We start from the raw sequence: 22,238 nt of genomic DNA on the forward strand, positions 1-22,238 counted from the left end.
CGCGCGGGAGCGGGCAAAATCTGGCACAATCCGAATCGGGGTCGACGCCTGTGTAAAGTGAGATTTCGCCCCTGCCCCTTGCAAGCCTTCTTTCAGATCGATACGTCAAGCTCGAAGCACGGCACGCGTTCTTCGTACCCCTGATCAAAGAGGAATCGTTTTGGGCCGCCTCCTGGCAACATTCGCGACGCTTCTGGTGCTCCTCATCGGCGCGGCCTTCACCGTGCCCGCCTTTCTGGACTGGAACGCATTTCGGCCCGACATCGAAGAGGCGGCATCCACCCTTTTCGGCCAGAAGATTCGCATCGTCGGTGATATCGACATCGCGCTCCTGCCAGAGCCGCATGTGCGCGCCTCGAAGATCGCGACCGATCCCGCTCCGGGCGACAGGCTCGCTCTGAGCGCGGAAGCGCTCGATCTGTCGCTTTCCCTGCAAGGGCTCATCGGCGGGCACGTGGAGGCAAGCCGTCTGAAGCTGGTTCGCCCCGTGGTCATCGTTCAGGGAGCGTCGCGCGGCGGCGCGAGCGTGAGCACGGCTGAACTCGCGCTCCCGTTTGCGGCGGATGTCCGCTCGCTGGAGGTGGAGGGCGGTCGCTTCACCTTCGTCCCCGGACATGGCGCGCCGCTTACGATTTCCGGCATCGATGGAAAGGTCACGGCCGCTTCACGCGGGGCGCCCTACCGCACAAACGTGAAGGCCACCTTCGACAACCGCCGGTTCGACCTGAAAATCATCGCCCAGATCGCGCAGGGCTCAGGCATCAAGCTCGCAGGCAGCGCAACGGAGCTTGCCAGCAAGACGGTTCTCCATGCGGACGGCGTCCTTCGCCCGGGCTTCGCTCCGACCTTTGAAGGTGCGCTGACGCTGAACGCACCGAAGACGGCGGGGCTCGGCGCGCCCTTGGACGTGCAGGCGAGCGCGCGGGCAAAAGTCGATCTCGACAGCGCGTCGCTTTCCGACCTCGTGCTGACTCTCGACGGCGCGAACCGGCCTCAGATCCTGGCTGGTCGCGCGAAAATTCCATTCGCCGGAACCGCCCCGGCCGAATTCTCTCTTCGCGCGAAATCGCTCGACGCGGACGCCTTGCTGGCGAAGGCGAACCCCGCGGCTGGATGGGCTGTCACTGCCGGGAAGCAATGGGACGAAACTCGCGCCGCAACCGACCGCCTGCTCTGGCTTTATCCAGAAATGCCTGTGCGGCTCGACCTCGCGGCAGAGCATGTGCAGTTGAAGGATGACTTCATCGACAATCTGAAGCTCGAAGGCGCGCGCAACGGCGACGGCTGGGCGTTCTCAAGCGTCGGGGCCACCCTTCCCGGCGACACGACGCTCGGCTTTACCGGCTCGCTCGCCCGCGACAGCGGCAAATCCGAACTGGCGGGCAAGCTTTCCATCGATGCACGGCACCTTCCGCGACTCACCCGCTGGATGGCACCGGAAACGGACGGCAAGAATTCGCCAGCGCGATCCATCGCGTTCACGGGCGGGCTCAAACTCTCCGAGACCATCGCGGCGCTCGAAGACCTTTCCGGAACGATTGACGGCGCACCCTTCACCGGTGGCGTCAGACTGGACAGCCAGCCGGTTCGTCGACTTTCGCTCACGCTGGCAGGCGACCGATTTGTCCTCGCCGGGGCAGATGCGGGAAAAGACGCTGATGCCTTTTCAACCGACGCGCTGAAGTCGGTGTGGCAAGGGACACTCTCGCAGCTGGCGCCTTTCTTCGGCGAAGACGTTTCCGACATCAAGACCGGCGAGATCAGCCTTTCCGCCGGCGAACTTCACACAAGTCTCGTTCACGCGAAGAATCTCGCCGCGCAAATCAGGTTCAATCCGGATCTTGTGACCGTCACGAAGCTCAGCGCCGAGACGCTCGACGGCCTCTCGGTGCAGGGCGAAGGCGCCGTGGCGCTGAAGACCGCCGCCCAAGGAAGGTTCGAGGGACGCGTCGAGGCGCGCACGCCGGAAGCTGTCGCTCAAGCCGCCGCCCTTCTCGGCGTCGCACCGGATCAACTTGGCGCGCGGACCCGGATGATGGCTCCGGCCCTGCTCGCGATCAACTACGGAGCGGAGACGAGAGGACAAGGCGGCGCGGCGCTGATTTCCGGCTCGCTCGGCGATGTCCGTGTCGATGGCCGCGCGCAGATCAGGGGCAATCTCGCAGACTGGCGGACGACGCCGTTCACGGCACAGATCGGCGCATCCTCGGCCGATGGCAACAAGCTCCTTGCGCTTCTTTACCCGAAAGCCGCCCCCGCGTCCTCGACTCCTTCCCCCGGCACGCTCAACCTTCGCCTTTCGGGCACATCGCAGCGGTTCGACACGTCGGGCACCCTCAAGACGCAAGCCTTGCAGGCGCAGGTCGACGGCGCCACCGAGATGAAGGAACAGAAGCCTTTGTTCTCAGGCAAGGTTTCCGCAACGGCACCATCGCCGGAGCAATTCCTGTCGGCGCCGCTTCTGGCGCTGCTCGGCGCGGACACCAAAGCGCCGCTCCGTGTCGAGGCTACGGTCACGGCGACGCCCGAACGCATCGAAGCTACGAAGCTCAAGGCCGAGTCCGGGCGCAATGCCATCAATGGCACGCTCGCCGCCATCCTCGCCGAACAGTTGGGCATCGAAGCCTCCCTGAGCGCAGACCAGTTGTCGCTCCCGTCGTTGCTTGGTCAGTTCCTCGCTCCGCCCGCCAACGAAACCGCTCCGAGCGACGCGTCTCCGCTCTGGAGCGAGCGCCCGTTCAACAAGATCGCGTTCGAGGAAACCACAGCCCGCATCGCGCTTGGCGTGCGGACGCTCAAGATTGGCGACGGCTTTGCGCTTTCCGATTCGCAAGTTTCCGCGGTGCTCGACAATGGGCGCCTCGACATCCGCAAGCTCGAAGGCAAGGCGCTCGGCGGCACGCTGGCGGGGTCGCTCGTGCTCGACGCGAAAGGCCCCACCGTCAAGGCAACCGCGAACATCTCTCTTGCGAATGCGGATCTTTCGCTTCTGCCGGCGCAAAATTCGCCGCCGCTCATGCAGGGCCGCGTTTCTCTGATCGTCAAGGCGTCCGGTCAGGGGCTCAGTCCGCGCGGGCTTATCGCAGTTCTCGGCGGCAAGGGGGCGATTGCGCTTTCGGAAGGCCAACTCGCGAGGCTTTCCCCGGCCGCGCTGCAGAAAAGCGGAGACGATTTGCAGTCGGCCAGCGCGCCCCTCGCGGAAGATGTCATCGCACGCAAGGCACAGGACGCGCTGCAATCGGGAGACTTCAAATTCCGCAAGCTGCGGTTTCCGCTCGTCATCCGCGACGGCACGCTGGAAATTCCGCGCGCCTCGTTCCGCCATCTCCGCGACGGCACCATTCGCATGCAGGCCGACCTCGACCTCGCAACCATGCAGGCGGACACAACGTGGCAGGTCGGCGTCAGTTCGGACCGACGCAAATGGCCACCGGTCAAGCTCATCCTCGCGGGGCCGCTGCGCGAGTTGGGCACCGCGCGGCGCTCGCTGTCGGCCGAGGCGTTTGTTCGCGCCGTGATGGTCCGCAAGATGGAAAACGACATTGCACGGCTTGAAAGCCTGAACAGGCCGCAGCCGTCTCAGTCCGTTCAAACGTCGCAGCCCGCCCCGATGGCTCTGCCGCAGCCACCTGCCACGCCCGCCCAGACTTCATCGTGGACGACGGCGCAGGAGCCCGCGCCGCGCCCCCGCCGCAGTCCGAACTCGTCTTCGGCGAAACAGCCCGGCGCTACACCGGCGCGCCTGCCATCCGATCCGTCGTCGGCGGACTTCGACAAGCGCATCCGCGATACGCTCGCGCCGCAAGGCGGGCGTTGAAGGGCGAACGCTAATCCGGAGCCCGCCCGATCTGATCGATCGCAATCAGACCGGTAAAATCGTCTCTTCAGAGTTCAAAAGCGGATACATCCATCAGGTAGGATCGACGATCGGATCTAACCCTAGGCGACGCGTCGGAGCGCGTTGCGCAGCGCATGCACGATCTCGCCGATCTGGCTCTCGGTCACGATCAGCGGGGGCGAGAGCGCGATGATTTCACCGCCCTGTCGCACGAGCACACCGTTCGCGAAACAGTCCTGATAGACCTCGAAGGCGCGCTTGCCCGCCCCGTCGGCGCGCGGCGCAAGCTCGATGCCCGCAACGAGTCCCTGATTGCGGATGTCGACGACGTGGGGCTCGCCCCTGAGCGAATGCACGGCCTCTTCCCAGGCCGGCGCGAGTGTGGCAGCGCGCTCGAAAAGCCCTTCGCCTTCGTAGATGTCGAGCGTTGCGAGCCCCGCCGCGCAGGCCACGGGGTGGCCGGAATAGGTGTAGCCGTGGAACAGCTCGATGACGTGTTCCGGCCCCTGCATGATGGCGTCGTGAATCTGGCGCTTCGCGATGGCGGCGCCCATGGGGATCGCGCCGTTGGTGATGCCTTTCGCCACGGTGAAAATGTCGGGCACGACGCCGAACGCCTGCGAAGCGAAGGCGGCGCCCATGCGCCCGAAGCCCGTGATGACCTCGTCGAAGATGAGGAGCAGCCCGTGTCGGTCGCAAATCGCCCGGAGCCGTTCGAGATAGCCCTTCGGCGGCAGGATCGCGCCTGCCGAGCCGGACATGGGCTCCACGATCACGCCCGCGATGGTGTCGGCGCCATGCAGGGCGATGATGCCTTCGAGCGCCTCGGCAAGTTCCGCGCCGTGCTCCGGCTGGCCCTTTGTAAAGGCGTTGCGCTTGATGTCGAGCGTGTGCGGCAGATAGTCGACATAGGGAAGGAGCGCTCCGAAGGCGCGGCGGTTGTTAACGAGGCCGCCGACCGACATGCCGCCGAAATTAGCCCCGTGATAGCCCTTTTCGCGACCGACGAATCGCGTGCGCTGGCCCTGCCCTCGCGCATGATGGTAGGCGAGCGCGATCTTGAGAGCCGATTCGACCGCCTCGGAACCGGAATTCGCGAAGAAGACCCGGTCGAGGCCCTTCGGCGCGATGCGCGCGAGCCGCGCCGCCAGTTCAAATGCGCCCGGATGCCCGATCTGGAACGCGGTCGCATAGTCCATCTTCAGAAGCTGACGCTCCACGGCTTCCGCGATTTGCGGCCGCGCGTGGCCCGCGTTCACACACCAGAGCCCCGCCACGCCATCGAGAACCTTATGGCCATCGATCGCGGTATAATGCATACCTTGCGCCTCGACGAGCACGCGGGGGCTGGCCTTGAACTGGCGGTTCGCCGTGAACGGCATCCAGTAGGCCGACATGTCGAGTTCGTTGGACAACGGGGCGGCAGCGCTCGAATTCTGGTTCATGTGCGTAACCTCTTTTGGCAACGGGGTTTAAACCTCTGAGGGCGTTGTCACAAGCCGAATGCACGGAAAGGAAATCAGATGTCGAAAAGTGCAAGGGTCGCGGTGATTACCGGTGCGGGCAACGGCATCGGTGCGGGCGTGGCGCGCGAACTTGCGGCACAAGGCTACGTCTGCGTCTGCGCCGATAGAGACAAGGCGCGCGCAGCCGAGGTCGCCGGGCAGGTCGCGGGCTGCGCCGTCGCCTGCGACGTATCAAGCGAGGCGGATGTAAGCCGGCTCGTTTCGGAGGCCGCCACGCGCTTCGGCGGCATCGACGCCATCGTGTCGAACGCGGGGATCATGCAGCGAACCCCGCTCGCCGAAACCTCGCTCGAAGACTGGAACCGCGTCCTCGCCACGAATCTCACGGCGGCATTCTTGCTCGCGAAGCATGGGGAAGCGCATCTGCGGTCCGCGAAAGGCGGCATGGTGCTGATCGCGTCGACGCGCGCGCATATGTCGGAGCCAGACACCTTCGCCTACTCCGCCAGCAAGGGCGGCCTCGTCGCGCTGACGCATTCGCTGGCGGTCACGCTCGGGCCGGACGTGCGCGTGAATTGTATTTCGCCGGGATGGATCAACGTCGACGAAAGCGCGGTGCTTTCGGCGGAAGATCACGCGCAACATCCCGCCGGGCGCGTCGGCGTGCCAGCCGATATCGCGGCTGCGGTGGCATTTCTACTTTCACGCGAGTCCGGCTTCATGACAGGCTCGGAGCTTATCGTCGACGGCGGGATGACCCGGAAGATGATCTATCGGGAGTAGAGTGCGATGCACATCGATCTCAATGCGGATATGGGCGAAGGTTTTGGCGCCTATCGCATCGGGCATGACGAGGAGCTTGTCGGCATCGTCACGTCCGCGAACGTCGCTTGCGGCTTCCACGGCGGCGATCCCACCATCATGCATGGCCTCGCGGTTCAGGCGGCGGCGCGCGGCATGGCGCTCGGCGCGCACCCCGGCTTCAACGACCTGTGGGGTTTCGGCCGTCGCGCGATCCCGATGGCCGCGCGCGAACTCGAATATATGGTGGCGTATCAGATCGGCGCTCTTCAGGCGCTCGCGGCCTATGCTGCGGCACCGCTACGCCATGTGAAACCGCATGGTGCGCTTTACACCATCGCCGCGGAGGACGCGGCCTGTGCGGGCGCGATCGCGGGAGCCGTGCGCACCGTAGACGAGCGGCTGATCCTTGTTGGGCCGCCTGGGTCCGAGCTTGAAAGGGCTGCCAATCTCGCGGGCCTTGCTTTCGCGCGCGAAGGCTTCTGCGACAGGCTCTATCGCGAGGACGGCTCGCTCGTGCCGCGCGACGAACCGGGCGCGGTCATCGCGAACGCCGACGCCGCCGCGTTGCAGGCGCTCCGGCTCGCGACGGAAGGCGTGGCCTACACGGCGGGCGGCGGCAAGGTGAAGCTCGAAGTCGATACGCTGTGCATCCATGGCGACGAGCCCGCCGCGGTCGCCGTCGCGAAAGCGGTTCGCCGCGCGCTCGAACAGGTGGGCGTGGAATTGCGCCCTCTCTCGCCATCCGTCGCGTCGGCTGTGTGATCGATGGATCAAGCCGTGTTGAGATGCGCCTCGTACCACGCCTTGAGGTCGCCGAGGGCCGGATGCGCGAGGTTCTGCCAGAGATAACGGCGGATGCGCGGCAGATGGCGGAGATAACCGTGCTTGCCGTCGCGCATCGACAGGCGAACGAAGATGCCGAGGATCTTCGTGTTGCGCTCGGCGCCGAGGATGGCGTAGGCGCGGGCGAATGCGTCGGCATCGAAAGCCGGATCGGCAGCGGAGGCACTCTCGCAATAGCGCGCATAAAGCGTGCGTTCGACGGCTTCCGGCACGTCCAGCCGCGCGTCCTGCAACAACGAAACGAGATCGTAGGCTGGATGCGCCCACACGGCGTCCTGGAAATCGATGACACCGAGCCGCTTGAGCCCGTCGCGCTCGCGACAGATCAGCAGGTTCGGCGAGTGGTAATCGCGCAGCGCGACGGTCTTCGGCTGATTTTCGAGCCAATCGAGATGCGGCGCCCATGCAGCAACGAAAGAGCGGGCTGTCTCGGCCGGGTCGGCGCCCGTTGGCTCAAGCCGGAAATACCATTGCAGCAGAAGGTCGAGTTCGACGTCCATCGCCTCGCGGTCGAAGGCGGGAACCTCATAGAAGCCGCCGCACGGCAAGGGAAGCGAGCGCGGCACGCCGGATGCGTGGATCGCCCACAGGCCGTCCGCCGCCAGCGCATAAAGGGGTTCCAGCGCTTCACCCTCGGTGATCAGATCGCCGAACACCGCATCGCCGAGATCCTCGATCAGATAAAGTCCGGCGTCGGTGTCCGAAGCCGTAACGGCGGGCGCGGATAACCCGGCGCGATCCCGCAACCAATTCGAAACCGCAATGAACGGGGTGCCCTCACGCGCGAGATGGGCGATGGCGCAATAAGGGCGGCCGCCACGGATCGGCGGCCCGTCACTTTTCGGTGGCCAATCCATGAGCATCACCGTCTCTCCCGCCCGGGCGAGACGCAAGAATTGCCGCGCCGAGGCGTCGCCGCGCAAACCGAGGCAGCGCGCACCCGCCCAGCCGCACCGAGCAAGAAACGCTTCGATCTGGCGGAAGCGCGCAAGCTTCCTTTCCCACGCGCCGAGGCCCGTGAGCGTGACGCGGCGTGTCGTGCCATCGCCCTCTATGCGAACGTCGAGCCGATCATCTGGCAGCGCGCCGGCCACAATGTCGGGCCATTCGACGAGCACCGCTGCCGTCTGGCACATCTCCGCAAAGCCGATTTCTTCTTCGTCGCCCGGACTGAGCCGATACAGGTCGCAATGATAGACGGTGCGGCGCGGCGTTTCGTAGGCGTGGACGATCTGATAAGTGGGGCTCGTCGCCGCCTCGGTCACGCCGAGTGCCGCAAGCAGCCCCTGCGCAAAGGTGGTCTTGCCTGCGCCGAGATCGCCGGACAGCGTGATGATATCGCGCTCCGAGACGAAGGCCGAGAGACGGCTTGCCAGCGCCTTCAATGCTTCCGGGCTATCGATTTCCCACACGGGCACCCCTCCGATTCCTCCGCCGAACGTTCTTCTACGATCGTCCAGCATCGCGGTCAAAATCAGGATGCGCACACGCTGCGAAAAGAGGTTCCGCCTGTATAAGGGTCAAGGGAGCGTTATCGAAGCTCGCGTGTTCTTTTCGCGAGCGCATGTGGAAACGCGAGGTCCAGATGACAAAAGTCCATTACGAGATTGTGGAGCACGACGGCGGCTGGGCCTACAAGGCAGAAGGCGTCTTTTCCGAGCCATTTCCAACGAAACAGGCCGCCTTGGCCGCGGCCGAGCTGGCGGCAGGCGAACAGCGCATTTCAGGCACGTCGCAGGATATCGAGTTCGAGGATGCGTCAGGCCGATGGCATCTCGAATTCGAGCCGGGCACAGACCGCCCCGAAACCGACGTCACCGCAGAATGACAGCCAGCCAAGGCGCGTGCTCAGAGTCGCATCGCTTCACCCGCTTGTTTCTGGAAGGCGGGCAATAAGCGGCCAGGTTGCGCCACCAAGCAAGGAGTGACGAGCGAGCCGCCAGTTCAGCCAGCGAGATCAGCCTTGTGCACGCCCGACGACGATGGCCTTGCTCTCGGTCACGCGCGAAAGATCTTTCGCGATCTGCCGCATGGTGCGGACCTGGCCAACCTTGGCGCTCAGCACATACTGCCAGTCGTGATAGCTTTCGCGGATCTGAAATTCTTCGTAAAGCTTCGCCAGTCGGTCGGCAGCCTTTGCGGCGGCGTTCTGGAGGTTGGAAATTTCCTCCTCCGCGCGAGCCAGCCGCTCGCGCAGGATGGTATCGTCTCTCGTCATGGATGCCTCCCTTGTTGTTCTTCCTTGAGGCGCACGTTCCTTCGCGGGAGCGTGTCTTTTCAAGACTATAGCGCGAAGTCGTGGACGATTTGCTACGCTACTTTCGATGCAACCGACGTATCGCTGTGGAGTTGTGTTCGAAAATCCTCAGACGAAATCACACCTTGTTGAACGTACAAATGACAAGTGGCCGGAGAACCCGGCCACTTGATCGACATCACACGGCATGAGCCGCGAAAGACACGTTCACGCCAGAACGGCGGCGAACTTCACAAGCGCCTGATCAACCTCTTCGCGCTTGATGATGAGCGGCGGCGAAACCCGAATCGTGTGCTCTTTCGTGTCCTTGCAGAGGATGCCGCGATGCTTGAGCGCCGCGCAGTAGCGGCGCGCGCCGCCGGCGTCCGGGTGCAATTCGATGGCCATCATCAGGCCGCGTCCGCGCACTTCTTTCACCACGTGGCTGTTGATCGCCTTCAGTCCCTCGCGGAAATAGGCGCCCATCGCGGCCGAATTCTCAACCATGCCTTCGTCGGTCACGACTTTCAGCGCCGCGCGGGCCACCGCGCAGGCAAGCGGGTTGCCGCCGAAGGTGCTGCCATGCTCGCCCGGCTTCAGTACGCCCATGATCCGCGAGGTGGAGAGCACCGCCGATACGGGATAGAAGCCGCCGGAAAGGCCCTTGCCGAGCAGCGTCATGTCGCTTTCGACGCCCTCATGCTCTTCCGCGAGCAGCTTGCCCGTGCGGCCGAGACCCGTCTGGATCTCGTCGAGGATGAAGACGATCTTTTCGCGTGTGCAAAGTTCGCGCGCGGCCTTCACGTAGCCGGGCGGCGGGATGATCACGCCGGCCTCGCCCTGAATCGGCTCCATCAGCACGGCGACGGTGTTCGGCGTGACGGCGTTCTCAAGCGCCGCGATATCGCCGAAGGGAATGATCTTGAACCCCGGCGTGAACGGGCCGAAGCCTTCGCGCGCCGTCGGATCGGTCGAGAAGCTGACGACGGTCGTCGTGCGGCCGTGGAAGTTCTTGTCGAAGACGATGATCTCGGCCTTGTCCTGCGGCACGCCCTTGACCGTGTAGCCCCACTTGCGGACGATCTTGATGGCCGTCTCGACCGCTTCCGCGCCGGTGTTCATCGGCAGCACCCGATGCGACCGCGTCAGCTTGCAAAGCTCTTCGAAGAACGGTGCGAGCTGATCGTTGCGGAAGGCGCGCGACGTGAGCGTGAGCTTGCCCGCCTGCTCGACCAGCGCCTCGCGGATTTTCGGATGGCAATGGCCCTGATTGACTGCGGAATAACCGGCGAGACAATCGAGATATCGGTTGCCATCGACATCCCAGACCCAGACGCCTTCGCCCCGGCTCAGCACGACGTCGAGCGGCTTGTAGTTGGTCGCGCCGAATTCGTTTTCGGTCGCGATGAAATCATGGGCCGAGGAGAAGCTGCGCGCCGGAGCGAATGCGGTGTCAAACGTCATGGGTTTCACCTCTTTTGGTTGCCGAATCGGATTTGAGATCGAGCCGGAGCGTCATGCAGTAAGCGCCGCCGCCGGACATGATGAAGGGGCGCAGATGGAGCGAGGTCACGGCATAGCCGCGCTCGCGCAGCTCGTCGGCGAGGCGCTGTGTCGGCTCCGCCATGACGATGTCGCGCCCGATATTGACGGCGTTGACGGCGAAACGCGCCGCGTCCTCGTCGCTCGCCTCGATGCGCTTGTCGGCGGCCACGTGATCGCGGATGACCGACAGCGAAGCCTTCGAGAACGCTTGCGGGTAATATAGAACCTCTCCGCCGCTCAAAGGCACGAAACAAGTGTCGAGATGGTAAAAGCGGCCGGAGACGAGTTCGAGCGGATTGACCGGAACATCGAAGAAATCGTGAAGCACATCCGCCGCATCAAAAGAGGAACGCGGACCGAAACCGGTCCAGAAAAACTGCCGATTTGCGTCGAAAATCGCGTCGCCTGCGCCTTCCTGCCAATAACCCTTCGGCATCTGGCCGACGTCATCGAAGGTGCCTTCGTCTTTCAGTCGCGCGAATGCTTCGAGGAAGTGCCGCTCCTCACCCTGCCGCTCGGGGTAGCGGAAGCGGGCGGCCATCACGCGGCGGTCGAGGATGACGGCGGCATTCGCCGGGAAGACCATGTCCGGCAGGCCCGGCGCGCCGTCTATATGAAGAACTCGCGCGCCCGCCTGCCTTAACGCTTCGGCCAAAGATGCGGCAGCGTGCCGCGCTTCTGCCCGATTTCTGACCTCGTCCCTACGCCATTCCTCTGGCGTCATCCAAGGATTGATCTTGTACGACACCTCGAAGTGGCTGTCGTCGGTCATTAAAAAGGTTGGCGTTTTTGGCATCCTGCCTCTCGCGACGATTCGCATGCAATTTCCATGCAAATTATCGCCGTTGACCTCATCAGTCTAAAGGATGCAAGTTGCGCGAAACGTTGCAAAAAGCTGACAAAGTGCGGGCGCGGCTTAGCAAAGTGCCAAATCATGCCTCTCGACGAGATCAACCGACGACTGATTGCTCTGCTGCGTGAGAATGCGCGGATGCCCGTGGCGACGCTCGCGGCAATCCTCGGCCTCAGCCGCGCCACGGTTCAGAACCGAATCGACCGCCTCGTGCATGACGGAGTGATCACCGGCTTCACGGTAACGTTGCGCCGCGAAGCGGAGCCCGACGCCGTCTGCGCCATCATGATGATTCAGGTGGAGGGCGAGCGAACCGAGCCTATCTATAAGGCGCTGCGCGGCTTCCCGGAAGCGGTCGCGATTCACACGACCAACGGACGCTGGGATTTCGTTGTGGAGTTGCGGACGCCCGATCTCGAAGCCTTCGACCGCGTGCTGCGCCGCATCCGCGAGTTGAAGGGAATATCAAGCTCCGAAACGAGCCTGCTTCTGTCGAGCCACCGGCGCTAGGGCATGCCCCGCAAAAGTGGATGCCGGATTTGCGTCAGATCTTGAGATGAAAAGCGATGAGCAAAAGCCGCCGGGCGGCAGGTCAGAATCGGATTTGCCTGGTCGCCGCTTTCGCTGCCCGAGCCTTTTTCGCAACGACCGGCTGCTGCGCTTCCATTTCGAGGCGCGCCTGACGAAGCTTCTCGATCTTGGCGACGCGGAGCGCACTTTCGGAATCGATGATGGCGCGAGCGGCGGTGTCGGTCATGTCCGCCTTTGACTGCGGCTTGCGCGGCGAAGCGAACAATGTGTCTTTCGTAATCATGGGTTTTTCTTTCCTTAAGTGTGCAAAAGGCCGGGCGAGAGCCCAGCCTTCCGCGATTTCTGATGCTTTCCCAAAGGAAAACTTTTGGCGCGCATTTACGCGGCCTGAAGATTTTCCGCGGAGCTTTTGCCCGAGCGATTGTCACGCACGATTTCGAACGAAAGCTTCTGGCCTTCGGTAATCGTGCGCATGCCGGCGCGCTCAACTGCGGAGATGTGAACGAAGACGTCAGCCGAACCGCTGTCGGGTTGGATGAAGCCATAGCCCTTGTTCACGTTAAAAAATTTCACTGTGCCAGTATTCATGACGATTTCCTTTCAATCGGTCATAAGTTTTTCCTCGCCGTTCCTGCGTGGACCAGCGATTGTTCAGGATCGATTTTGGCAGAAAGATCGTCAGGACGCGCTTAGGCGCGGGAAACAAGCTCAGCAATCAAGATCGATGATGTTTATATAGCCGCGTCCGGTGTCCGAAACAAGGCAAGTGGCGAAATATTTCTGTTGAACGACTTTTCAACCCGAGAATATTTCCCGAAGCTTGCGGCGGCATATGCGCTTGCGATCTCGACCGCAGCGACGGTTGAAATCAGCCCGCGCATCGGCGAAGCTCGCGCGCGATGGCGCCCTCAGACCTGCCCCTTTTCGATGCGGATTTGTCCGAGCCCCCCGCTCGCGCTAAGGCGCGTGCGACGGTGCCGGTGCTGCTGCCGCTCGCGCTCGACGAGCCTTACACTTATGAAGTGCCGGACGGTGAAACGCTCGCGCCCGGCGATTTCGTGGTGGTCCCCCTCGGCCCCGTGAAGCGCATCGGCGTCGTGTGGCGCGAGGCGGCCGCTCGTCCGGTCGATCCCAGGAAGCTCAAGCCCGTGCTAGCACGCCTCGACGAGGTGCCGCCGCTGCCGCCGCTCAATCTCGCCTTCGCGGACTGGGTCGCGCAATACACGCTCGCGCCGAGGGGCATGGTGCTGCAAATGATGATGAGCGCCAGGCTCGTCTTCGAGGCGGAGGAACCGCGCTTCGGCTTTCGAGGAGGAAGCGGCGTGCCGTCGCGGATGACGGAAGCCCGCCAGCGCGTCATGGCCGCCGTGACCGATGGCGCGGTTTGGTCGAAGAAGAAGCTCATGGATGCGGCGGGCGTCAGCGCTGCGGTGATCGACGGCCTTGCGGAGGCCGGCGCGCTCATCCGCGCCGAGCTTCCACGCGCGCGCGCCTCCGCTCCGAAGCCGGATTTCGCCTTCGCCAGTCTCACGGATGCGCAGCTCACTGCGGCGGACGCGCTGCGGGAAACCATCGCGGATGGCGGCTTCTCCGCAACGCTCCTCGACGGCGTGACCGGCTCCGGCAAGACGGAGGTCTATTTCGAGGCTGTGGCGGAAGCGCTGCGGCATGGCGAGCGGCAGGTGCTCATTCTGCTGCCTGAAATCGCGCTGACGAACCAGTTCCTCGAACGCTTCGAGCGCCGCTTCGGCTGCCGACCGTGCGAGTGGCATTCCGCCGTTTCACCGAAGGAGCGCGCGCGCGTCTGGCGCGGGGTGGCGCTCGGCGAGGTGCGGGTGGTGTGCGGCGCGCGCTCTGCGCTGTTTCTGCCCTTCGCGGATCTCGGCCTCATCGTGGTGGACGAAGAGCACGACCCGTCCTTCAAGCAGGACGACCGCGTGACCTATCAGGCCCGCGACATGGCCGTGGTGCGCGCCTCGCTCGGCAAAATCCCCATCGTGCTCGCCTCGGCGACGCCGTCCGTCGAAAGCGTCGTGAATGTCCAGCGCGGCCGCTACCGGCACGCCATTCTGCCCGGCCGATTCTCGGGCAATGCCCTGCCAGATGTCGAGGCGGTGGACTTGCGCGCAACGCCGCCGGAGCGCGGCGCGTGGATCAGCGAGCCGCTCATCGGCGCGGTGAACGAGGCGCTCGCGAAGGGCGAACAGGCGCTCCTGTTCCTGAACCGACGAGGCTATGCGCCGCTGACGCTCTGCCGCGCGTGCGGCCATCGCTTCACATGCCCGCAATGCACGGCCTATCTCGTGGAGCATCGCCTGCGCGGGCGGCTGATCTGCCACCATTGCGGCTTCTCGCTGCCGTTTCCGAAGTCCTGCCCGTCCTGCCACGGCGAGGGGACGCTCGCCGCATCCGGTCCCGGCATCGAGCGCGTGACAGAGGAAGCGCAGAACCGCTGGCCCGAGGCGAGGCTCGCGGTGCTGTCGAGCGATCTCGTCCCGTCGACGGCGGCGCTGCGCGAAATCCTGACCCGCATCACGGAAGGCGACGTCGACATCGTCGTCGGCACGCAACTCGTCTCGAAGGGCCACAACTTCCCGAAGCTGTCCTTCGTCGGCGTGGTGGACGGCGATCTGAGCCTTGCCACCGCCGACCCGCGCGCAGGCGAGCGCACGTTTCAGCTCCTGCATCAGGTGACGGGCCGCGCTGGCCGCTTCGGCGCGCCGGGACGCGGGTTGATCCAGACGCATTTCCCCGACCACCCCGTGATGCGCGCGCTCGTCTCCGGCGACCGTGAGGCGTTCTATGAGGCGGAAATCGGCTTGCGCGAGGAGGCGGGCTATCCGCCGTTCGGGCGGCTCGCGGCGCTGATCGTATCCGGCAAGACGCGCTACGACGCGGAGGGCTACGCGCGCGCGCTCGCGGTTGCCGCGCCGGAGGCATCACGCATTCAGGTGCTGGGGCCCGTGGAAGCGCCGCTCGCGATCATTCGCGGCCTGCACCGCCAGCGGCTCCTCGTGAAGGCCGCGCGCGAGGCCGATCTTCAGGCCTATTTGCGGGCGTGGCTCAGCAACGCGGACGCGCCGCGCGGCGGCGTCACGCTACACATCGATGTCGATCCGCACAGCTTTCTTTAGGAGCCTGATCCGCAAAGGCGGACGCCGGTATTGATAGACGCCTTAGCAGGAAATCAGCCGATCTCCAGGCTCGTGAGGCCGAAGCAGCGATCGCTTTGCACATTCGGGATGCCGCCGGTATACATGCGCGCCGTTTCGAACATCGGCTCCATGCCGTAGCGCTGCGCAAGCTCGGCGCTACGCGGATTGGCCTCGGTCGTGTCGAGAAAGATCGGCTCGCCCCGAAGCCGCGACGACAGCCCTTCGAATAGAGCGCCCGCGACATGCGCGGCGTCGGCGAACAGCGGCCCGATCCTGAAGCCCGAGCGGCTCGCGCGCGCGACGCCATAACCGGCGAGACGATTCCCGCTCAGAACGCCGAGCGCGACCACTTGCGGCTGATCGATCCACCGGCGCAGGAGGCCGACGCGCGGAACGGGAAACACGGTTGCGTCATAGCGGCAAATTTCGTCGAACCCGATGGAGGAGAGCTGCACCAGACCGGCAGGTTCGGTGCCGCCTCCCGTGCCCTGATACCGCATGTTGCGGTAGGCGAGCTTGAAGCCGGACTTCCTGTAATTGTCCTGTTGCGCAACGACGCCATCGAGGCCGACGTTGCGCGCGCCCATGTAGTCCATCGCCGTATTCCAGAGCTTCAAACCGAAACCCCGGCCCCGATAGGGCGGCTTGACGATATAAAGGCCGAGAAAGCCGAAGGTGCCGTCATACGCCACCGCGGAGATGCAACCGACCGGTTCGCCGTCCAATTCCCCAAGGAAAAAACCGCGAGGATCGGCGGCATAAAAACACGACGCATCGTGACGGCCGGGATTCCACCCTTCGGCGTCCGCCCATTCGAGAGCGAGGGCGATACCGCTTTCGTCCATCCTGCGGACCTTCAATTCCTGAGACGCCACGGCTTCGGCTCCATCTTCTTTGCGCATGCTCTCGGACGCGGCACTCGGCAACTTTTCAGGGAATGCCAAAAAGCCTGCCCCAGCCGGGGGCAGGCTTCCTTATCTTCCTCTCAAGAAGTGCGTAACTCGCTCTGCATGGGGCGTTCGCTCGGAACGTTGTCAGTGCGTCTGCCCGTAAGGGTGAACGATCTGGCCGCTCGGGCTTGCCTTGTCCACGGTCTCCGGGAGATACTTCTGCAGAATGTCGAGGATCTTTTCAGGCGGAATGCCGATCTTCTGGGCGAAGCGCTGCAAATCCTGATCGCCGAGAGCGTGACGCAGGTCTTCCTTCTCGACCGGAAGATTTTCGCCCTGACCGAGCCATGACTTCACATGCTCCTCAAGGCCGCCCTTGCTGAGCTTGTCGACGATCACGGTGAGATTGCCGAAGCCCGCCTGGTTAAGAATGTCCTGCAAGGACGTCGGAATGGCCGGGCCCGAACCCGCCTGATTTGCCTGCGGCGCGGACGGACGTTGTACCGGGGGCTGTTGTCCCTGCTGGCCAGCCTGATTGAGAGCGGCGGTGATGGCTTCGAAGATGTTCATGACGCGACCTTTCGAAATCTTTCTTTGGTCGCGAAGGTATCATGGGAGGCACGCGCAATCGGGCAAATCGCGCGAAAACGCCAATGAACGGCGAACGGAGACTTTTCAATTCGACAAATCGTCCGAAGGAAGCCGAGTGCCGCAAGCCCTGGAGCCTTCTGGATTTCTCAGAACCTCGCCCCCCTTCCCGCTTCGGTCGTTTTCGAGAGACATTTGCATCCCTCGCGGCACCCTCGCGAGACACGATCACGAGGGCTTCGTTCCGCCGGAATCTGTTTGACCGTCTCCGCAAAAAAATGCGTGCACCCGCAGGAGTCGTCAGGCGAGGGCGGCTTTCAGTTTCTCAGCGTGCCTTGATAGCAGGTCGTTATCAGCCATGATGCCGACCGGGCGAAGCTCGTCGCCCGTCTTGCGCGGCAGGATGTGAAAGTGGAGGTGGAACACCACCTGGCCGCCCGCCGGTTCCGAAAATTGCCAGAGCGACACCCCGTCCGCTTCGAACGCTCTCTTGGCCGCGACGGCGATGCGCTGCGCCGTGGCGATGACCGGCGCGAGCACCGCGGGCGAAGCATCGATGATGTTGCGCACCGGCGCTTTCGGGATGATGAGCGTATGCCCGTCAACGCGCGGCATGATGTCGAGAAACGCGAAGCTGTCGGCGTCTTCATAGACGAGATGGCAGGGCAGTTCGCGGCGAAGAATTTTCGCGAAGACGTTGTTCGAATCGTAGGCAGGCGCGCTCATGCCGGTTCCTCCGCTGGACGGGTTTACCTCGCTTTTCCCGCGAAGCGCGGCGCGGGTCAAGCGTCAGTGGCCTCCCACTTCCGCCGCGTGCAATACAGACCCGAAAGCGCTACGGGAGTGGGTTGAATGTCGATCGCCCGCATCGCAAGCGGCACATTTCGTACCTTGCCCGGTGCGGGTTGTTTCATTCAGCATGTCCTGCAAATGTTCAAGAACGATGCGCACTGCGGGGTGGCACGCGTCCGAGAATCTTGCCCATAGCCCATGATCCGGGGGCGTCTGATAATCAGCCAGGACGCGCTGCACCTTTCCTGAGCCGAGTTCCTCTTCCAGGCCGAGGGGATCGACAAGTCCGATACCGATGTCAGCGAGAATTGCCTGCTGGGCGACCTGGGTCGAATTCGTCTTCAGGCTGGCGATCGGGTGGTACTCTTCTGTTCCAGCCGACCCCGTCACGGTCCAGATGGGATCCTTTCCAACTATAAGCAAATGTTGGCGAAGATCCGCAATCGCGACGGGACAGCCGTTCGCTCCCAGGTAACGCGTCGAGGCCAGGAAAACTTGCGGCGTAGCCGCAAGTCTTCTTGTCTGGCCGTCCTCACGAGAACGGCCCGTCCACAGCCAGACTTCGGTGGCGGCGCACTGTTGAGGCGGTTGCTCGAAATCATCGGCTTCGATATGCAGATCAATGCGCGGATGCTGGCGGCGCAAGGAAACGAACAACGGACCGACGACACGGGCAGCGAGTTCTTCGGACCCCACGATGCGAATAGCGCATTTCACGGTCGCCCCAGCCCACGCCATTATGGCTTCCGCTTCCTTTACCTCCTGAACGATCCGCTGCGCTCGCTCGTAAAACTCGAGACCGGCGAGTGTCGGACTTGTGTGGCGTGTCGTTCGATGCAGAAGGCGGGCCTGCAGACGATGTTCGAGCCGAAGTATGGACTTCGAAATCGTGGGCGTAGATAGGCCGAGTTTCACTCCGGCCGCCTGCATCGATCCCTCATCGATACAGGCGACGAAATGTTCCAGACAGGCGGCGGTGTTGCCTTGCGACCAGCTTCGTCTCTTCATACCTGCCCCATTTAAGCTAGAGAGCGACGCCAACGGACACGGCTTTCAGCACTTTTTTCTCGGTTATCTCAAGGCATCCGGGTTCGAGTTCGAAGCAGCGCGACTTGGTCGTCAGGTGCAGATTGTAGCCAATCTCCGTGTTAGCGAGAAGGCCGTCTTCAAAGGAAGCCTGTGCCTGCCTCAACTGGAGGGTGACGAAGGAGACGTTTTCCGCACGCGGGTTGACTGAAACCTTGTTCTCCAGAATTTTCGCTCCCTCGAAAGCGTGCAGTTCTGAAACGCTCGCCGCGCTCAGGACGAGGTTCGGATTGGCCTTGTAATAGATCGGCAGATTATAGCCGGCAGCGATTATAGCGGCGCAGCCAAGAAACGTACCAGGATAAAAACGCATGACTTCACTCCTCCTACACACACCTAAAGATCAGACGCGATATGAACCGTGATCACGTCCTTGTAGAGACCTGCCAGCTTGTCTGCCGTGTCACCGATCGTGACATTCAACCGACGGCTTGATTCACCCGCCGGGCCGTTAACACGCCAGATCGCACCCTTTTTGAGTTGCGAAGATTGTCCATCGATTGTCACCACATAGGGAATGGAGGTGCTGTCGCCCGGCGGGCTTCCTTCTCGTATCAAGGCGCCGTTTTCCGCCTGAATTTCGAGACGATGATTTTGAGTGCTGCGCATTTGCAGCACGACAGCTTTCGAACGGAGTTTCAGATCATCGATTTCGAGAGTTGCCCGCAAGCCGGAGCCTGCAACATTGATTTCAAAAACCGGAGGAACGACGCAGTGGATGTCCACCTCGGTCTGGTCGAGGAGCGTCGTCCTGGCCTGCTCGGCAGCAAGAGCGAATCCGATTTTCTTGGTCAGCTTGCCTGCCAGCGATTGCTGGCCCCGCGCCACCGACAGCCGCAAAGGCAGCTTGATGCTCTGGCCCGGCGCAACTATGGGGGTCTGAATGGTGAGGCCGCTCGAATCCGCTGCCGACGGAGCTCTTTGGCCCGAGATGGTGAAATCGATGTTGCCAAACTGAAGCGGCAGATAGCGATCGGGGATCCAGAGCCGATAGGCGCAGGATTCGGTTCCCGTGTTTTGTACCTGAATGCTGAGTTGTTGATGCCCGTCAAGAGCCGAGAACGGATTGTAGACGAGCGTGCGGCGCGCGGACAACGCGTCTATCTTGCCGGTGCAGGCCAACGAGGGGGTTAGCCCACAAAACATCGCAAGCACAAGCATGAACGCCGTTCTCATGACGCACACCGCTGGGTGAGAAGGCCCGCATCAAAAATGCCCACGGTTTTTTCCGGGACCGTCAGTTGAAAGCACTGCGCCGTATCTCCCAGCATCTCGATACGCCAGCGGCCCGGTTTCAGTCCCTCGACGGCAAAGCGGCCGCCGCGGTTCGTAAAAAGCGCGACCTTACGGGGATCGGGAACGCCGTCTTCTCTCGCAAGCCCGCTTAGAAGCGAAAGGGGTTGTCCCTCCGCCTCAAGGCTTCCGACCGCCAACACGCTGTAGTCGGATCCGACTTTGATGGTGTAGCCGCTCTTGTATTGCGGGCGCACATCGATAACGCCCGTACCGAGATCGTAACCTTCAGGCGCCCCTTCCACATCGAGAGGCAACTGGGAATGAGAGTATGAAGGGATATCGGACACGAGCGCCGGACCCAGAAGGTCGGATGCAGCGCGTGCGGGAGCATCCCCGGTCTTCACTCGGACAGAAGCATCGGAAAGCGATTCATGCGCGGTGACGATCGCGAAGCTGTCGGTGACGGTTCGACCGACGGCCACCTGACCGTCCGCAAATGCGATCGCCCCCCCTGCGGAAACCGTGCTGACGTCGTTCACCACACCCCGGTTCAGGCCGTAGACGCGCCGCGACCGGCTGGCGGAAACGTCGAACCGGGTGTCGGAATAGGCGGCACTCAGGTCAACCTGGCTTTCCGGGTCGCCGCCGGTTACGGCGCTCGGCATCTTTTCGATATCGGCCTTTATCGCGTATCGGCCGCTGTCCGTTTCGCCCGCAGTGGAGACGCCGAGGACGGAAGTTCCATGGAGACCGTCCTGCGTGAATGCGATTTCCGTATCCTTGCCCGCCCGGATATTCAGGCGTCCCATCACAGTCCACGACGGCTGATAGTCCTCGGTCAGCAAATTCGTCGTGTGATCGCGGGACAAGGATAGCGACCAGTTGACATTGGGGCGAACGGCCTTCGACACGGTGATGCCGCCGCCAAGGCGATCCGAGGTATAGGCCGATCCCACAGCCGCGTTCGCCGAGAGAGACAAGGTGTAATCGTCGGGAAGCTCCAGACTGTAGAAGCCGTTCACGGAGAACCCATCGAGGCCTTCAGACGTCGAAAAGATGGAGGTAAAGCCCGCGCTCCTGTACTCGGCGGCGAGTTGAAACGAGCCGGGAATACTCCACTTCCTCAAAAGCGTCTCGGGGCTGTAGGTCAATGCAGTGGCAAACCCGCCATCACCGTTCCAGTCCTTGCTTACGGCGAATTCGGCTGCGACCCGGCCAAGCCACAACGGAGAGATCGCCATGATGCCCGCCATCGCGGACCGGGAATCGACCTGGGCGTGGAGGGTTCCGGTCAAGTCCTCCGTGAGGCCCAGCCGGTAATAGCCGGTCGCCGCCGGTTCGCTCCAGTAATAGTGCATGCGGTTCAGCCCGGAGAGGCTCTTGTAACCCGCCGAAAAGCCCCAGTCGCTGATGCCCGGCATCAGCAACGCGTAATCATAGAACTGAGAGAAGTTGAGAGTGGTTCGCTTCCCTGTGTCGTCGGTGATTTCGAGAACGACGACGTTCTCACCGCTTCTGAGGGGCAATTCGCTGATATCGTGATCGCCCGGCTGCATCTGAAGACGACGAACAACCTGCCCGTTGACGACGATATCGACATCGGACGGCCTTTCCAGCCGGAATGAGCGTTGGCCCGTGGGACGAACGCTCTTCTGAGGCTGGATCTTGTCGTAGCTTTTCTGGATCGATACGCCAAAGAAACTGCCGCCACCCTGTATACCTGCCGTCGGAGGCGTAACGTCGCCGGCGATGTAGCGAAGCGCATTCTCGGCATCGTCGTAGACGGCCCGGGTTCCTTGGCGCATGGCAACGCCGTTTGAGGTCGCCGCCTCTGTTTCAATAACGAGATTCATGACACGAACGGCCGACGAGAACCCGAAGCCTTGCGAGAACTCCCCGCGTTTCGAGCCTGTGTTCGCCGTCGAATACTGGGCACCGGCGGTTACGTTCATATATCCCGAATATACGGCGCGGGGCGCCAGTTGCTCGGGCACGATGGTTTCCGACCCCGCGAGCGAAACGTGCACTCCGGGACGCTGATCGGCGGTCGGGAAAAAGCTGAGCGTCATCTCTTCGATGTCGAAGGATATCGGAAGACCTGCCTCTTTCAGCGCTTTCACGCTGACGAAGCCGCCGACCGTAGGTAGCGCTCTGACAGCCGCGATAATTTCCGGCTTGAGGACCGGCGCCGCCAGCTTCAGGAAAGTTTCGTGATCTAGAAAGTTCAGGCTTTCTCCTGCCAGTTGGGCAGGAATTTCACCCAGGTAAAAGCGGCCATCCTTCAAAGCGAGGCTGATTGTGTAGACTTGCTTGTCTGTCATCGAATAAGCCGTGCTCGTGGGTTTCGCGGCAATTTCGGTGCGCGAATGGTTTTC

Annotated in this window: 20 protein-coding genes; 6 read left to right on the forward strand and 14 right to left on the reverse strand. The window is 62.9% G+C overall.

What is annotated here, in order from left to right; all coding sequences use genetic code 11:
- Positions 1 to 160 precede the first annotated feature (160 nt).
- Positions 161 to 3,817: an AsmA family protein gene (locus tag EK416_RS12705; protein WP_127078040.1), complete on the forward strand. Its 3,657-nt coding sequence runs from the start codon at positions 161 to 163 to the stop codon at positions 3,815 to 3,817.
- Between the two features lie 122 nt (positions 3,818 to 3,939).
- On the opposite strand, the gene aptA is transcribed toward EK416_RS12705, so the two are convergent.
- Entirely contained in the window at positions 3,940 to 5,283 is a 1,344-nt protein-coding gene (aptA, locus tag EK416_RS12710; RefSeq protein ID WP_127078042.1) for an omega-aminotransferase AptA, read from the reverse strand.
- A gap of 78 nt (positions 5,284 to 5,361) precedes the next feature.
- Here aptA and EK416_RS12715 point away from each other — a divergent pair, with 78 nt between their 5' ends.
- Positions 5,362 to 6,087 (forward strand): SDR family oxidoreductase, encoded by a 726-nt coding sequence (locus EK416_RS12715; protein ID WP_127078044.1) that lies wholly within the window; start codon positions 5,362 to 5,364, stop codon positions 6,085 to 6,087.
- A gap of 6 nt (positions 6,088 to 6,093) precedes the next feature.
- The gene (pxpA, locus tag EK416_RS12720; RefSeq protein ID WP_127078046.1) at positions 6,094 to 6,870 is read left to right on the forward strand and encodes a 5-oxoprolinase subunit PxpA; all 777 of its coding nucleotides are present in this window, start codon (positions 6,094 to 6,096) and stop codon (positions 6,868 to 6,870) included.
- 8 nt (positions 6,871 to 6,878) lie between these two features.
- On the opposite strand, the gene tsaE is transcribed toward pxpA, so the two are convergent.
- Positions 6,879 to 8,363: a tRNA (adenosine(37)-N6)-threonylcarbamoyltransferase complex ATPase subunit type 1 TsaE gene (gene tsaE / locus EK416_RS12725; protein WP_164730012.1), complete on the reverse strand. Its 1,485-nt coding sequence runs from the start codon at positions 8,361 to 8,363 to the stop codon at positions 6,879 to 6,881.
- 173 nt (positions 8,364 to 8,536) lie between these two features.
- On the opposite strand from tsaE, the gene EK416_RS12730 reads away from it, so the two are divergent.
- Positions 8,537 to 8,779, forward strand: a complete 243-nt coding sequence (locus tag EK416_RS12730) for a DUF2188 domain-containing protein (RefSeq protein ID WP_127078050.1) — start codon at positions 8,537 to 8,539, stop codon at positions 8,777 to 8,779.
- Between the two features lie 129 nt (positions 8,780 to 8,908).
- On the opposite strand, the gene EK416_RS12735 is transcribed toward EK416_RS12730, so the two are convergent.
- The 3 genes from EK416_RS12735 to EK416_RS12745 all read right to left on the reverse strand — a co-directional run bounded on the left by EK416_RS12735 (position 8,909) and on the right by EK416_RS12745 (position 11,504).
- The gene (locus EK416_RS12735; RefSeq protein WP_127078052.1) at positions 8,909 to 9,169 is read right to left on the reverse strand and encodes a hypothetical protein; all 261 of its coding nucleotides are present in this window, start codon (positions 9,167 to 9,169) and stop codon (positions 8,909 to 8,911) included.
- A 246-nt stretch (positions 9,170 to 9,415) separates the two neighbouring features.
- Entirely contained in the window at positions 9,416 to 10,651 is a 1,236-nt protein-coding gene (rocD, locus tag EK416_RS12740; RefSeq protein ID WP_127078054.1) for an ornithine--oxo-acid transaminase, read from the reverse strand.
- Positions 10,641 to 11,504 (reverse strand): dimethylarginine dimethylaminohydrolase family protein, encoded by an 864-nt coding sequence (locus tag EK416_RS12745; protein ID WP_245434048.1) that lies wholly within the window; start codon positions 11,502 to 11,504, stop codon positions 10,641 to 10,643. Before EK416_RS12745 ends, rocD begins: the two co-directional genes overlap by 11 nt.
- A gap of 162 nt (positions 11,505 to 11,666) precedes the next feature.
- On the opposite strand from EK416_RS12745, the gene EK416_RS12750 reads away from it, so the two are divergent.
- Positions 11,667 to 12,095, forward strand: a complete 429-nt coding sequence (locus tag EK416_RS12750; RefSeq protein WP_210210999.1) for an Lrp/AsnC family transcriptional regulator — start codon at positions 11,667 to 11,669, stop codon at positions 12,093 to 12,095.
- Between the two features lie 82 nt (positions 12,096 to 12,177).
- On the opposite strand, the gene EK416_RS12755 is transcribed toward EK416_RS12750, so the two are convergent.
- Together EK416_RS12755 and EK416_RS12760 are read right to left on the reverse strand one after the other, a co-directional pair.
- Positions 12,178 to 12,399 carry a hypothetical protein gene (locus tag EK416_RS12755; RefSeq protein ID WP_127078060.1) on the reverse strand — a complete coding sequence of 74 codons (222 nt, stop codon included), beginning with the start codon at positions 12,397 to 12,399 and terminating at the stop codon, positions 12,178 to 12,180.
- 95 nt (positions 12,400 to 12,494) lie between these two features.
- Entirely contained in the window at positions 12,495 to 12,704 is a 210-nt protein-coding gene (locus tag EK416_RS12760) for a cold-shock protein (protein ID WP_127078062.1), read from the reverse strand.
- Positions 12,705 to 13,015: 311 nt separating this feature from the next.
- On the opposite strand from EK416_RS12760, the gene EK416_RS12765 reads away from it, so the two are divergent.
- On the forward strand, positions 13,016 to 15,250 hold the full coding sequence (locus EK416_RS12765) for a primosomal protein N' (protein WP_245434049.1): 2,235 nt from the start codon (positions 13,016 to 13,018) through the stop codon (positions 15,248 to 15,250).
- 53 nt (positions 15,251 to 15,303) lie between these two features.
- On the opposite strand, the gene EK416_RS12770 is transcribed toward EK416_RS12765, so the two are convergent.
- From EK416_RS12770 to EK416_RS12800, 7 genes are all read right to left on the reverse strand, one after another.
- Entirely contained in the window at positions 15,304 to 16,173 is an 870-nt protein-coding gene (locus tag EK416_RS12770) for a GNAT family N-acetyltransferase (protein ID WP_127078064.1), read from the reverse strand.
- Positions 16,174 to 16,305: 132 nt separating this feature from the next.
- Complete coding sequence (locus EK416_RS12775) at positions 16,306 to 16,731, reverse strand: YidB family protein (protein ID WP_127078066.1); 426 nt, start codon at positions 16,729 to 16,731, stop codon at positions 16,306 to 16,308.
- Between the two features lie 318 nt (positions 16,732 to 17,049).
- The gene (locus EK416_RS12780) at positions 17,050 to 17,475 is read right to left on the reverse strand and encodes an HIT family protein (RefSeq protein ID WP_127078068.1); all 426 of its coding nucleotides are present in this window, start codon (positions 17,473 to 17,475) and stop codon (positions 17,050 to 17,052) included.
- Between the two features lie 63 nt (positions 17,476 to 17,538).
- A complete protein-coding gene (locus EK416_RS12785; protein WP_127078070.1) occupies positions 17,539 to 18,549 on the reverse strand; it encodes a LysR family transcriptional regulator in 1,011 nt (336 codons plus the stop codon).
- Between the two features lie 16 nt (positions 18,550 to 18,565).
- Complete coding sequence (locus EK416_RS12790) at positions 18,566 to 18,940, reverse strand: hypothetical protein (RefSeq protein WP_127078072.1); 375 nt, start codon at positions 18,938 to 18,940, stop codon at positions 18,566 to 18,568.
- 23 nt (positions 18,941 to 18,963) lie between these two features.
- Entirely contained in the window at positions 18,964 to 19,803 is an 840-nt protein-coding gene (locus tag EK416_RS12795) for a hypothetical protein (protein WP_127078074.1), read from the reverse strand.
- Complete coding sequence (locus tag EK416_RS12800) at positions 19,800 to 22,184, reverse strand: fimbria/pilus outer membrane usher protein (protein WP_164730013.1); 2,385 nt, start codon at positions 22,182 to 22,184, stop codon at positions 19,800 to 19,802. The genes EK416_RS12795 and EK416_RS12800 overlap by 4 nt, the downstream gene beginning before the upstream one ends.
- Between the last annotated feature and the right edge of the window lie 54 nt (positions 22,185 to 22,238).

It is taken from the genome of Rhodomicrobium lacus (assembly GCF_003992725.1).
GTDB classification, from domain to species: Bacteria; Pseudomonadota; Alphaproteobacteria; order Rhizobiales; family Rhodomicrobiaceae; genus Rhodomicrobium; species Rhodomicrobium lacus.

What these genes read in the sequence shown, in the direction of transcription:
- EK416_RS12760 (WP_127078062.1), bottom strand. Translation starts at nt 12,704, where the DNA reads ATGAATACTGGCACAGTGAAATTTTTTAACGTGAACAAGGGCTATGGC.
- EK416_RS12715 (WP_127078044.1), top strand. Translation starts at nt 5,362, where the DNA reads ATGTCGAAAAGTGCAAGGGTCGCGGTGATTACCGGTGCGGGCAACGGC.
- EK416_RS12735 (WP_127078052.1), bottom strand. Translation starts at nt 9,169, where the DNA reads ATGACGAGAGACGATACCATCCTGCGCGAGCGGCTGGCTCGCGCGGAG.
- EK416_RS12770 (WP_127078064.1), bottom strand. Translation starts at nt 16,173, where the DNA reads ATGCGCAAAGAAGATGGAGCCGAAGCCGTGGCGTCTCAGGAATTGAAG.
- EK416_RS12795 (WP_127078074.1), bottom strand. Translation starts at nt 19,803, where the DNA reads ATGAGAACGGCGTTCATGCTTGTGCTTGCGATGTTTTGTGGGCTAACC.
- rocD (WP_127078054.1), bottom strand. Translation starts at nt 10,651, where the DNA reads ATGACGTTTGACACCGCATTCGCTCCGGCGCGCAGCTTCTCCTCGGCC.
- EK416_RS12790 (WP_127078072.1), bottom strand. Translation starts at nt 18,940, where the DNA reads ATGCGTTTTTATCCTGGTACGTTTCTTGGCTGCGCCGCTATAATCGCT.
- EK416_RS12785 (WP_127078070.1), bottom strand. Translation starts at nt 18,549, where the DNA reads ATGAAGAGACGAAGCTGGTCGCAAGGCAACACCGCCGCCTGTCTGGAA.
- EK416_RS12755 (WP_127078060.1), bottom strand. Translation starts at nt 12,399, where the DNA reads ATGATTACGAAAGACACATTGTTCGCTTCGCCGCGCAAGCCGCAGTCA.
- EK416_RS12745 (WP_245434048.1), bottom strand. Translation starts at nt 11,504, where the DNA reads ATGACCGACGACAGCCACTTCGAGGTGTCGTACAAGATCAATCCTTGG.
- EK416_RS12730 (WP_127078050.1), top strand. Translation starts at nt 8,537, where the DNA reads ATGACAAAAGTCCATTACGAGATTGTGGAGCACGACGGCGGCTGGGCC.
- aptA (WP_127078042.1), bottom strand. Translation starts at nt 5,283, where the DNA reads ATGAACCAGAATTCGAGCGCTGCCGCCCCGTTGTCCAACGAACTCGAC.
- EK416_RS12780 (WP_127078068.1), bottom strand. Translation starts at nt 17,475, where the DNA reads ATGAGCGCGCCTGCCTACGATTCGAACAACGTCTTCGCGAAAATTCTT.
- EK416_RS12800 (WP_164730013.1), bottom strand. Translation starts at nt 22,184, where the DNA reads ATGACAGACAAGCAAGTCTACACAATCAGCCTCGCTTTGAAGGATGGC.
- EK416_RS12765 (WP_245434049.1), top strand. Translation starts at nt 13,016, where the DNA reads ATGGCGCCCTCAGACCTGCCCCTTTTCGATGCGGATTTGTCCGAGCCC.
- pxpA (WP_127078046.1), top strand. Translation starts at nt 6,094, where the DNA reads ATGCACATCGATCTCAATGCGGATATGGGCGAAGGTTTTGGCGCCTAT.
- EK416_RS12775 (WP_127078066.1), bottom strand. Translation starts at nt 16,731, where the DNA reads ATGAACATCTTCGAAGCCATCACCGCCGCTCTCAATCAGGCTGGCCAG.
- EK416_RS12750 (WP_210210999.1), top strand. Translation starts at nt 11,667, where the DNA reads ATGCCTCTCGACGAGATCAACCGACGACTGATTGCTCTGCTGCGTGAG.